Annotated in this window: 7 protein-coding genes; 1 reads left to right on the forward strand and 6 read right to left on the reverse strand. The window is 49.4% G+C overall.

The window, feature by feature from the left end; translation table 11 throughout:
- Positions 1-61: 61 nt before the first annotated feature.
- From accD to fabB, 6 genes are all read right to left on the reverse strand, one after another.
- Positions 62-988 carry an acetyl-CoA carboxylase, carboxyltransferase subunit beta gene (gene accD / locus LRP49_RS15115; protein ID WP_274143137.1) on the reverse strand — a complete coding sequence of 309 codons (927 nt, stop codon included), beginning with the start codon at positions 986-988 and terminating at the stop codon, positions 62-64.
- A gap of 207 nt (positions 989-1,195) precedes the next feature.
- Positions 1,196-1,990 (reverse strand): tRNA pseudouridine(38-40) synthase TruA, encoded by a 795-nt coding sequence (truA, locus tag LRP49_RS15120; RefSeq protein WP_274143138.1) that lies wholly within the window; start codon positions 1,988-1,990, stop codon positions 1,196-1,198.
- Positions 1,991-2,148: 158 nt separating this feature from the next.
- Positions 2,149-6,564, reverse strand: coding sequence for a FimV/HubP family polar landmark protein (locus LRP49_RS15125; RefSeq protein ID WP_274143139.1), 4,416 nt, complete (start codon positions 6,562-6,564; stop codon positions 2,149-2,151).
- Between the two features lie 198 nt (positions 6,565-6,762).
- A complete protein-coding gene (locus LRP49_RS15130; RefSeq protein ID WP_274143140.1) occupies positions 6,763-7,788 on the reverse strand; it encodes an aspartate-semialdehyde dehydrogenase in 1,026 nt (341 codons plus the stop codon).
- Positions 7,785-8,930 (reverse strand): 4-phosphoerythronate dehydrogenase, encoded by a 1,146-nt coding sequence (locus LRP49_RS15135; protein WP_274143141.1) that lies wholly within the window; start codon positions 8,928-8,930, stop codon positions 7,785-7,787. Before LRP49_RS15135 ends, LRP49_RS15130 begins: the two co-directional genes overlap by 4 nt.
- A 207-nt stretch (positions 8,931-9,137) precedes the next feature.
- A complete protein-coding gene (gene fabB, locus LRP49_RS15140) occupies positions 9,138-10,349 on the reverse strand; it encodes a beta-ketoacyl-ACP synthase I (protein WP_274143142.1) in 1,212 nt (403 codons plus the stop codon).
- 193 nt (positions 10,350-10,542) lie between these two features.
- Between fabB and mnmC the strand changes: the two genes are divergently transcribed.
- Positions 10,543-12,546, forward strand: a complete 2,004-nt coding sequence (gene mnmC, locus LRP49_RS15145; RefSeq protein ID WP_274143143.1) for a bifunctional tRNA (5-methylaminomethyl-2-thiouridine)(34)-methyltransferase MnmC2/FAD-dependent 5-carboxymethylaminomethyl-2-thiouridine(34) oxidoreductase MnmC1 — start codon at positions 10,543-10,545, stop codon at positions 12,544-12,546.
- The last annotated feature ends 38 nt before the right edge of the window (positions 12,547-12,584 follow it).

Here is a 12,584-nt window from a genome sequence, read left to right on the forward strand (position 1 = left end):
TATCAGCTAAAAGACAAAGAGCGCCATAAGGCGCTCTTTTACTGTGACGAGATGGAATCAATTACTCGTTGCCATCTACAGGCTCAGCTTCAATGACTTCGCCTTCAAGTGGTTTATCAACCGATACCACCAGCGGTGACTCGTGATTGGTCATCTTCGCCAGCAATCCACCCAAACGCTGACGCATTTCGCGGCGGTCTACAATCATATCGATGGCACCATGCTCAAGCAAAAACTCACTGCGTTGGAAACCTTCTGGCAGCTTCTCACGCACGGTTTGCTCGATAACACGTTGGCCAGCAAAACCGATCAGGGCTTTTGGCTCACCCACATTGATGTCACCCAGCATTGCGAAGCTCGCTGTTACACCACCAAATGTTGGATCTGTCATTACAGAAATGAACGGTAAACCTTTTTCAGACAAACGCTCAAGCGCCGCACTGGTTTTTGCCATTTGCATCAGAGACATCAATGCCTCTTGCATACGTGCGCCGCCACTGGCTGAGAAACAAACCAATCCACAGTTGTTTTCCATTGCCGCTTCAACAGCTTTCACGAAACGCGCGCCTACAACAGCACCCATTGAGCCACCCATGAAGGAGAACTCAAACGCACACGCAATCACTGGCATGCCTAACAGCTCGCCTTTCATAACAACTAGCGCGTCTTTCTCACCACTTGCTTTCTGAGCAGAAGACAGACGGTCTTTGTATTTTTTAGAATCGCGGAATTTGAGCAAATCTTTTGGCTCAAGCTCTCCAGCCAGTTCAACGCGATCACCTTCATCCAGGAAGGTTTCAAGACGCTTGCGCGCGCTCATGCGCATATGATGGTCACACTTAGGACACACATGCAGGTTACGCTCAACTTCAGCGTGGTAAAGCACCTGTTCACAGGACGAACACTTCGTCCACACACCTTCAGGAATGGAGGCTTTACGTGAAGAACCGATGTTGCTTTTTGTCAGAATTTTTTCAAGCCAGCTCATGAACGACCTTTTCTATTGGAGCACTTGCCATTTTTTCGTGCTGCACCGAATACTTCGGTAACTTTGCAAAGGCAAGTGGCCTAAATATCTACGAATTCAACCGAGGATTAAAACACAACTGGTCAAGACTTTGGACAAAAAACTGGTACTACCTATTGTCTGCCGCATTTACTTCACAAGTTATGCCTTCAAACCGCTCTAACTATCTTAGAGTTGCTCATCCGGAAGGAACAGCGGTCCAACCGGTGATGAAGGCAAATCAAACTCAGCCGGATAATCGACTTCCACCAAGTACAAACCTTCTGCTTTGGCAGTCGCTGCCGCCAGATTGCGGTCTTTTACATCAAGCAACCACTTCACCCACTCAGGTTTTTGCTCTTTACTGCCAACGGCAATTAAGCTTCCCGTGATATTTCTTACCATGTGATGCACAAACGCATTGGCTTTAATATCAATGATCACAAAACGCCCTTGTCGAGTCACATTTAAGTGATGGATATTTCGCCAAGGTGTGTTTGACTGGCACTGCGCTGCGCGGAATGAGGTAAAGTCATTTTCGCCCAGTAGGTACTGTCCTGCTTCATGCATCAGGGTTTCATCAAGGTCACAATGGTAATGACTCACGCCGTGACGCAAGATACCCGGACGCAGGTTGTTATTGTAAATCACGTAGCGGTAGCGACGGGCTGTTGCAGAGAAACGTGCGTGGAACTCGTCAGGCACTTCTTTTGCCCAACGCACCGCAATGTTGTCAGGTAAGTGTGTATTTACACCCATGGTCCATGCGCGCAATGGACGCGAACCTTCCACATCAAAGTGAACTACCTGCCCCGTCCCGTGAACACCCGCATCGGTGCGGCCTGCACACTGCACTTCTATTGGCTGATTCGCAATTTTTGACAGGGCTTTCTCGAGATGTTCCTGCACACTGGGCACTTCGCGCTGTCTTTGCCAGCCGTAATACTTCGAGCCATCATATTCAACACCCAGGGCAATTCTCATTTTCTCGTCTCTGTTTTGTACTTACGCGATTGTATAAAGCGGCGCATTATATACGCAAACGACGCGAAGGTGCAGGTTTCCACACCACCTCTCTTTTCTACGGCCGATTAACGGTCAAAAAAATGGCGGGATAAACCCGCCATTTTCTATGCTGCATACTAATTTAGATTTTCTATCAGTTTTCGCGCTTCATCTTTTAGTTTCACGTCATCGCCTTGCATGACTTTCTCTAGCAGTTGCAACGCGCCATCGACATCATTCATTTCCAGGTAGGCTTTTGCCAAGTCCATCTGCATTGCCGTTTGGCCACTGCTGTCGACATCTGCATGCTGAATATCGCTTAATACGTCAGGGAAGTCTTCCAGGCCAACATCCAAGTCCATTTTCAACGAGTCTGGGTCTTCTTGCAGCGTCCCGTCGTCTTTCATTAACTCTTCAATGCTGATGTAGTTTCTATCCGATGTAGACTCTTCAACTAGCTCGCTTTCTGCGTCTTCAAGTAGTCCTTCAAGATCCGCTTCAAGCTCCATGGATTTCACATCATCGCCAAGCACTTCAGGCTGTTCAGACCAATCTTCGCTTTCAAGTTCGGGTTCTGGCTCTGCTTCAGCATTCCAAATTCCGCTCTCGTCTTCTGGAATGTCCAACTCTTCAGTTTCGAAATCGCCCAAGCCGAACTGATCGTCGTCATAGTCTTCTGACAGCAACGCATCCATGTTGAGACCCGCAACCTGATGCGCGTCATCTTCCAACTCGGCGATGTCATCTAATTCCGCTGCGCGATAGCCTGCTGAATGTGGCGGTGACTCCTGCGTAAATCGCGAACGCTCACTTTCAGGTATGCCTTCTTCGAGTTCGCGCTGCTCTTCCATCGCGGCGTCAAGCGCGTGGGCCTCATCGAACTCGCCAAGATCATCTAGGCTGATTTCGTCCACTTTTGGGAATGCTAACGTGTTCGGCTCGGTCGCTGTGAACACATCCTCAGGCGTATCCTGCTCAGGCGTATCCTGCTCAGGCTCTTCGTCAAGGGCATTGACGACGTCTTCCGCTGCAACGTCCTCCTCTGCAAAGTCTTCTAAATCAGTAGGTTCATCTGCTACTGCAAACTCTTCAGTTGCCGATTCTTCAGTTGCCGTTTCTTCAGAAGCTGTGTCAGCTTGCGTATTCTCTGTCTCTAACGGACTCTCAGGTTGAACATCGAATTCAGCCGCAGCATCTTCCTCTGTGTACTCTGGAAGATTGTTGAAGTCGATTGGCTCATCATCATCTTCGTAGTCATCCGACTCTTCGATAGGCGCAGGTTCAAGATCGATATCTGCCAACGCCGCTTCTTCGTCGTACTCAGGGAGCGACGATAGGTCGAAATTGTCCTCTTCCTCAACCTCGTCATGAATATCTTCTTCGGCGTCAGCTTCCGTAACAGTCTCGGCATCTGCGCCGAGATCGTCTGATGCTTCTAGCGCAGACTCATCAAAAACAGGTGGCTCAAGTTCGTCTGTTTCTGACGATTCATCCAGCAACAGTTCATCATCTTCAGGAGAAAGAGCTTCTGCTTCTAAAGTATCAGTCTCAAACCCAGCATCTGCGCTATCGGCTGCAACGGGGTTTGTCTCTTCATCATTCGGTTCATCATCAACAAACGCTGACAATTCTTCAGCAAGTTCAGGCTCAGCATCTTGCGCAGACGACTCAGGGTCGTCTGCCACCTCAAATTCTGGCTCTTCTGTGTCGAGCTCTGGGCCCTGCTCGCTTTCTGACGCGACCGACTCCTCTGCTTCCTCGTCAAGAAGACTATCAAGCAGCTCCATCTCTTCATTGGAGGCATCGATTTCCTCTTCTGGGATGGTTTCATCCGCGACAATGTCTTCTTCTGGATCAACTGCTTGCTCAGATACGGCATCAGGGTCGTCATGCAGATTGGTATCAAGAGCAGATTCTTCATCACTTTCGAGTGCTTCATCCAGCAACGCCATATCGTCATCAGAAGCGTCTGGTATCTCTTCCTCGTCAAGCGGCTGGTCGTCAATCAGTGACTCTAATTCAGCCATATCCTGAACGGTGCTGTCGTCACTGAGAACGTCAACGTCATCTGACAACACGTCTGAGTTTAAACCTAGGTCTAAGTCTTGCTCAGCTTCATTGTCAGCCGCTTCGTCTAGCAGTCCCTCAAGCTCATCCAATTCCGATTGCTGCGCTTTTTCGTCTAGTAAGTCGTCGAAGTCAGCATCATCGCTTTGTGGCAATTCTTCCGTTAGTTGGTCATCATCGAGTGACAACAAGTCGTCACCGAGAAGATCTTCGTCGTCGACATCATTGAGAAGAGCGGCTTCGTCATCTTCATCATCGTCGCCAAGCAAATCATCCAACAACGCATCCGTTTCACCTAGGTCAACTTCACTGTCATCTTCTGGTTGCCCGAGGACATCTTCCAGCAAATCATCGTCATCAATTGCTTCATCTAGCAACGCTGACTCATCAAGCGGATCGCCATCGTCTTCGCTTAAGAACTCATCGAGCAACGCATCGGTATCAGAAAGATCATCATCTTGCTGAGTATCGAGAGACAGCTCGTCAAGGTCATCTTTTGCAACGGGTTCAACGGGATTTCCATCTTCATCAAGGTCTTCGCCATCAAACAGTTCATCCAACAGCGCGTCGGTTTCCCCAATATTCGCGTCTTCCTCATTGAGGTTTAGGAAGTCATCATCATTGAGGTCAATGTCTTCGCCAAGCAACTCATCTAACATGTCCGCAGTGTCATCTGATGCAGCGTCAGCGGAAACGTCTGGTGAGCTTTCTTCTCCATCCATGCCAGACAAGAGATCGTCATCATCTGACAAGTCGATGTCTTGCGTCAGGTCAACTTCAGGCTCATCCTCAAGCACTCGGTCAAACAATGCTTCATTCGTATCGGGCTCTGTCTCTTCAACAGGCTCCTCAGGGAGTGGCTCCTTTTCGTCTGCCTCTCCCCCTTGCTCAGCATTTAGCAGCGCATCAATATCATCAACTTCGTCGTCACCACCAGCAAGAGATTGCTCCCACATCGCGGCCAGTGCTTCATCCGGGCTTAGCTCAGACTCTTCGGGCGATGATGACATTTCATCAAGCGCACGTTCCATGTCTTCAAGGCCAATAGCACCGTCTGTGCTCGGTTCAACATTGAAGTCTGTCGATGTATCAAAGTCATCATCAAGTGACGCGGTGAGATCGGTATCTGCGCCAAAGTCGGTGTCTGCATCCAGATCTAAGCCAGAGTCTTCAGGTTCTTCTGAGAGCTCCAGTGAATCAGACAGGTTGATGTCATCCAGCTCGGAATCGAAAATACTATCATCACCAAAGAGATCATCAGCGTCTGTGTCTTCAGTTACTTCGAGCTCATCATCTTCAAGAATCAACTCATCCGTGTCGTCGCCCGGTTCCGGAACCATAATGACAGGCATATCATCTGGCATTTCTCCGTCGAGACCTTCTGGCTCCTCAACATTGTTGTCATCTTTACGGCGGCGCATGATAAAGAACGCAGCAGCACCAATGATCAACAGTGCTGGAATAATAGCGACTGTCGCAAGCATCAAGGGGCTCGCAACGAGAGATTCCAAGAATGTCGGTTCTTTCATCTCCATCTGTGCTTGACGCGCACGTTGTATCTCTAGGAACTCTCGAATTTCTTCTGTGAGTTCCTCATCGCCCGTCATTTGATCTTTAAGGGCTGCCAGTTCGTTCTGGACTTCTGCCAATCGGATTTTGAGGATATGGTTGCTCTCAACCAGTTTCCCCATTTGAAGATCCGATTCATTGATCTGATTTTGCACCGCCGTCATGTCAGGTTTCGGAGGCGTCATTTCCGTGCCGCTTTCTGCCATTTCTTGTTTTGGCGTCATCGCGGTTTCTGCAGCCATTTCTCCTTGAGCGTCGGTTTTCACCGTATCTGTCACGGATTCAGGCATCGCCTCTTTTTCTGCCGCAGGTGCTGTGGCGACTGATAGTGCCGGCTTAGCTGGTTGCACTGGTTGCGGAGCTGGCGTCGCAGTTGGGGCGGTCACTTGTTGGCTCAGCGGTCTGTTGTCCACCAGCCTTTGTGCATCTTTTCTTGCCTGATCGATTTGCAAACGTTGCGCGACGTCGTCTGTGCGCTCACGTCGAATTTCTGACAGTGTTGGCAGTAACAATGTGCTGCCGGGAACAAGACCATGAATATTGTTATTTTCAAACGCTGCTGGGTTTAAGCGATAAATCGCCCCCAATGTTTGATAAACCGTGACAGCATTGCTGGGTTTGTAATCGCTAGCAATGGACCAAAGGGTGTCGGTGTCTCGTGTTGGCCCAACAGCTTGGCGACGGTTTTCCGTCGATCGCGGTTGAGTCGTCTGAGACAAAGGCTCGACGGCATTTGGAGACGGTGATTCATCTTGAGGCCCAAGAATACGAATGGCTGATTGCGCGGCGAAAGGTGCGGCAAGGCTCAGCAATAATGCAGAGGCGGCAAGCGTTTTGCCGATACGACGGCCGGAAAATGATGAAAAGAGATGTCGCGTCATGGTGTTGTCAAAATCTGGGTCAGACACTGCCCGCATTCCCCTATGGCAGAAATAGGCTTTTCTCAATCGCAGCAATTTTTAGACCAAAAATGTACTGAAATTGATAATACTGGTTATTTCCCTAACTATATCGGAAGGCCAGCCGAAAACTGTAGTGTGAAGAGATAAAACTGTGTTTTGTGATCAAAGAACCGGCACCACGTCACGCGGTACCGGTTTTTTCGGAGGATTTTCTTACAGATAATCGCGGATTAGTACTTCTGCGATTTGAACAGAGTTAGTTGCAGCACCCTTACGAACGTTGTCTGCCACGATCCACATGTTCAGACCATTTGGATGGCTGATGTCGTTACGCACACGACCGACCATAACATGATCTTTACCTGTCCCTTCTTTCACTTGTGTTGGGTAGTCTTCACCGTAGTAGACTTCAACACCTTCGGTTCGAGACAAGATGTCCATCGCTTCAGTTGCATCAAGTGGTTGCTGACACTCGATATGTACCGCTTCTGCGTGACCATAGAAAACAGGAACGCGAACACACGTCGGGTTTACCGCCACGTTCTCGTCAGCCAGAATTTTCTGGGTTTCCCACACCATTTTCATTTCTTCTTTGGTGTAGCCGTTGTCCATGAATTCATCGATATGCGGCAGACAGTTGAATGCAATCTGCTTTTTGTACGCGCTTGGCTCCGCTTCTTGGCTGTTCAGCAATTTCACGGTTTGACCCGCCAACTCATCGATACCTTTTTTACCGGTACCAGACACAGATTGGTAAGTCGCAACGTTAATACGCTCGATACCTGCTGCGTCATAGATTGGCTTCAACGCAACCAGCATTTGGATGGTTGAACAGTTAGGGTTTGCGATGATATTGCGGTTGCGGAAGTCAGCAATCGCTTCTGGGTTCACTTCTGGGACGACAAGAGGAACGTCGTAGTCGTAACGGAAGCGAGAGGTATTGTCGATAACCACAACACCTTCATCAGCTGCAATTGGCGCCCAACGATCTGATGCCTCTGAACCTGCAGAGAACAGCGCAATCTGTACTTGGCTCCAATCGAAATCTTCTACGTTTTTAACGCGCACACTTTTGCCGTTAAAACGAACGGTTTCACCGGCACTGCGCTCACTCGCCAGTAAATGCAGATTGCGCACTGGGAATTTACGCTCTTCCAACACCTCGATAATGGTGCGGCCAACAGTGCCAGTTGCACCTAAAACAGCGACATCGTAAGCCACATCAAATTCTTGTGTCATGATTGTTCCTCTACGGTAAAACCTAATTTAGCGAGCGACTCTACCCCAAAGTCAGTCTTTCCCGCTACTGTAATCGCACTGTACTCGCGTCTGTCCCAATAATTCTTACGCAAGCGGTCAAAGGTTGCGCGTTGATTATTGAGATCAGCCATCTCGCGACGAAACTCTGCGTCATCACGACGAATGTCATAGATTAGCTGACAAAGTGCCATCAAGTCTGCCGTGTCCCACTTCTTGCTCAGTGACACATGCGGAATAGGAGCAGTGGGTAGCAGTGAAGCGGCTTCGACATGTGCCTCGCCGTTCTTTAAAAAGTCACAGTACGCGTTGTAGATCATGGTGGAGCCACGCGCTTTGCCCTCAAGGCCATAACCCGCCACATGCGGCGTGGCAAATGCCAACAACGGCAGCAGCTCTAGATCCACTTCCGGCTCAAACTCGAACACGTCCAACACAGCGGTTAACTGTTGCGTCGGTAACGCTGCTTTCAGTGCATCGTTATCCACCACAGGGCCACGCGCGGCGTTGATAAGAATGGCATTTGGCTTTAAAACCGCCAACTCTTTATCGCCAATAAGGTGGTGCGTAGGATGCTCGCCACTTTTCGTCAGTGGTGTATGAAGTGATATCACATCACATTCAGCGAGTAACTCACTTAGAGGATGGAAATCACGGCTATCCCCTTCAGCTTCTTTCAACGGGTCGCAAAGCAAATGTGGAACGTTAAGTGCCGACAGACATTTTGAAAGATAAGACCCTACCTGCCCAACGCCAACAATGCCGACTTTACGATCTGTCAGTTCAAAGCCTTGTTGCTGACCCAGCACAAGCAGCGCACTGATAACGTATTCAGCCACGCCCACTTTGTTACAGCCGGGTGCCGCCGTAAAGTAAATGCCCTTGCTCGCAAGGAGATCAGCATCAACATGGTCTGTTCCCGCCGTAGCGGTACCTACAAACTTAAGCCGATTCGCTTTGGCGAGCAAAGCGTCGTTCACTTTGGTCACGGAGCGAATCATCAAGGCATCAACATCAACCAGGTCATCTGCGGTTAAATCTCGGCCTGACTTGGCTGTCACAGTACCTAAGCGACTGAACAGGTCAGCGGCATACGGCATATTTTCATCAATCAGAATATTCACGCTGTCTTCTCTGCACGTAGAACGATACGCCTATTGTGACGCTTTTTGGGGTGGCTGAAAACGAAAAAACCCGGCCGAAGCCGGGTAAAATCCAGGATCTGAAAGGTAGAGATCGGCTCTCATCGATCTAAACCCGCGTCTGTTGTAGGCATAGAGCCAACGTCCCGGAAAACTCAGGGGACGCGTCGTGGCTATTTGCCCTGACGCTTATCCCTCGTATTTTTTGATCACCAATGTCGCATTGGTACCACCAAAGCCGAAGCTGTTAGACATCACTGTCTTAAGCTCAACCTCGCGGGTTTCCGTTACGATATCCAACCCTTCTGCAGCTGCATCTAGGTTTTCAATGTTGATGCTCGGCGCAACGAAGTTGTTTTCCAGCATAATGGTGGAATAAATGGCTTCGTGAACACCAGCCGCACCCAATGCGTGACCTGTCATCGCTTTGGTTGCTGAAATAGCTGGGCTGTTGTGACCAAACACTTCTTGGATTGCACCCAACTCTTTCACGTCACCAACTGGCGTAGAAGTACCGTGCGTGTTGATGTAATCAATGCTATCAACATCTTGCATTGCCATCTTCATACAACGGATTGCGCCTTCGCCTGATGGTGCAACCATGTCGTAACCGTCAGAGGTTGCGCCATAACCCACGATTTCACCGTAAATTTTCGCGCCGCGAGCCAAAGCATGCTCAAGCTCTTCGATAACCATCATGCCGCCACCACCAGAGATAACAAAACCGTCACGGTCTGCATCATAGGTACGAGAGGCTTTCTCAGGGTTGTCGTTGTATTTGGTAGATAGTGCGCCCATGGCATCAAACATCATGGTCAATGACCAATCTAGCTCTTCACCACCACCCGCAAATACCACGTCTTGCTTGCCTAATTGAATAAGCTCTACTGCGTGACCGATACAGTGTGCTGACGTCGCACACGCAGAACTCATGGTGTAGTTAACGCCACGAATTTTGAACGGTGTCGCCAGACATGCAGAAACGGTTGAAGACATTGTACGTGGCACCATGTAAGGGCCCACTCGCTTCACACCCTTCTCACGCAAGGTGTCAGTGGCTGCTACTTGGTTGATAGACGATGCACCACCCGAACCTGCAACCAGGCCAGTGCGATCGTTTGAAACTTGGTCTTCGGTCAGGCCAGCGTCTGCAATTGCCTGCTCCATTGACAAATAAGCGAAGCCTGCTGCATCGCCCATAAAACGAAATTTTTTGCGATCGATATGATCGGCTGGATTTAGCTTCAAATCACCCCAGACATTACTGCGAAGCTTCATGTCTGCGAATTGCTGGGAAAAGCTAATCCCTGATTTACCCGACTTTAACGACTCCAGCACTTCTTTAACGTTGTTACCGATGCTGGAAACAATTCCCATACCTGTGATTACGGCTCGTTTCATCTTTTGTTCCTACAATTCGAGTTCGCCACGATAATAACGGTTTTAAAACAGCAAAGTGGTCAGCTTTCCTGTGTACACTTGTACGCTGAGATTTGCATCACGTATCTCTATTGTGCGCGATTCTGTATCTCAACGATATTTGACGTTAGAATCCGCGCCAATAGACAGACGTTAACACTTGAAGGTAAGGCCCGTGACCACTCCTCGCATTGAACACGCTCAAATACATTGGAATGATGTCGGTACGCCAGTATCGGACAACTTTGACGACGTGTATTTTTCAAACGCTAACGGTTTAGAGGAAACGCGATACGTATTCCTCGCGCAAAATCAACTGCCTGTCCGTTGGCACGAGTTCGAGCGTGACCGCTTTGTTATTGCTGAAACCGGGTTTGGTACGGGTCTTAATTTCCTTGCCGTGTGGCAATGGTTTGCCGCTTTTCGTGCCGAAAATCCAGACGCCAAGGCGAAACAGCTTCATTTCATCAGCTTCGAGAAGTTTCCTGTTACGGCCGTTGATTTAGAAAAGGCCCATGCAGCTTGGCCTGAATTGGCCGATCTCGCTGCGCAATTCAGACAACACTATCCTGCCGCAGTTTCCGGCTGTCACCGCATCATTCTGGCTGAGGGTATGATCACTCTCGACCTTTGGTTTGGCGATATTAAGGACAGCATGCCGCAAGTGTGGACCTCAGATGAAGGTATCGTTGACTGTTGGTTCCTTGACGGTTTTGCACCGAGTAAAAACCCAGAGATGTGGAGCCAGGATTTGTTTAACGGCATGGCGCGTCTCGCAAGAACAGATTGTACTGTCGCAACATTCACTGCTGCGGGTTTCGTGCGTCGCGGTCTGATTGACGCTGGCTTTGACATGAAAAAAGCCAAGGGCTTCGGCACCAAGCGAGATATGATCGTCGGCACCATCACACAGCGTAACCAACCCTTGCAACAAGCACCTTGGTATAAACGCAAGCCATCTGGAAATGCAGATGATATCGCCATTGTTGGCGGTGGTGTTGCGAGTGCGACGTTAGCATTGTCTTTAGTGCGCAGAGGGAAACACGTTAATCTGTACTGCGAACATGATAAGCCGGGACTTGCCGCGTCAGGTAACCGTCAAGGTGCGGTTTATCCTCTTCTCAATGGCAGTAATGACGCGTTATCGCGTTTCTTCGCACCTGCGTTTATTTTCTCGCGACAGTTTGTTGAGCAAGCCGCCGAACACATAGACTTCGACCATGACTGGTGCGGTGTCACGCAACTTGGTTGGGATGAAAAAAGTGCGGACAAACTTGCGAAAATGCTATCAGGAGGATTCCCTGATGAGGTCATTAAAGGCTTAACCGCTGAACAAACCGCTGAAACCACGAACATTGAAACCGGCCACGGTGGTGTTTCTTACCCGATGGGTGGCTGGCTTTGCCCACAGCAATTAACCCAAGGTTTGATTGCGCTAGCGGAAAAAACGGGATTACTCACCTGTCACTACAATACCGAAATCACCGCCATCGAACGCGTGGGCGATTCGTGGCAATTGCGTTCAGATAGCGATTCGTTCGAACACGCAACGGTGGTGGTGGCAAATGGACATAAGTTCACTGCGTTTGAACAGACTGCGCCTATCCCTGCCTATGCGGTACGTGGTCAGGTCAGTCATATCAATACAACCACGGAACTTAAAACGCTCAAAACCGTGCTGTGCTATGACGGGTACTTGACGCCTGTTAATTCGAAGAATGACACCCATTGCATTGGTGCTACCTACAGCCGTAATGACGTTTCGTTGGATTTTCGCATGGACGATCAGGTCGAAAACAGACAACGTCTGATTGACTGTATTCCCGCCGATTGGCCAAAAGAGATTGATACCGACCACGGTGCTGGGCGTGTAGGGATTCGTTGTGCAAGCCGAGACCATTTGCCGTATGTCGGCGATGTGTGTCGTTACGATGCATTGACGACAGTTTACGCTGATCTAAAAAATGGCCAAGACGATGCGGAGGATGTTCCCGTGTACCCAAATCTTTATAGCTTACTGGCTTTGGGATCGCGTGGTTTAACATCGGCACCGATTCTGGGCGAGCTGATGGCATCACAACTTTGTGGCGATCCGCTACCTCTGCCTGTCGATGTGCTGAATGCGCTTCACCCTGGACGCATGTGGGTAAGAAAACTGCTGAAAGGAAAAGCCTTATAACTGGCGGCCCACACTAAGAAAAAGGCACTGATGTTCAG

The organism is Enterovibrio qingdaonensis (assembly GCF_028683135.1).
In the GTDB taxonomy this organism is placed as follows: Bacteria; Pseudomonadota; Gammaproteobacteria; order Enterobacterales; family Vibrionaceae; genus Enterovibrio; species Enterovibrio qingdaonensis.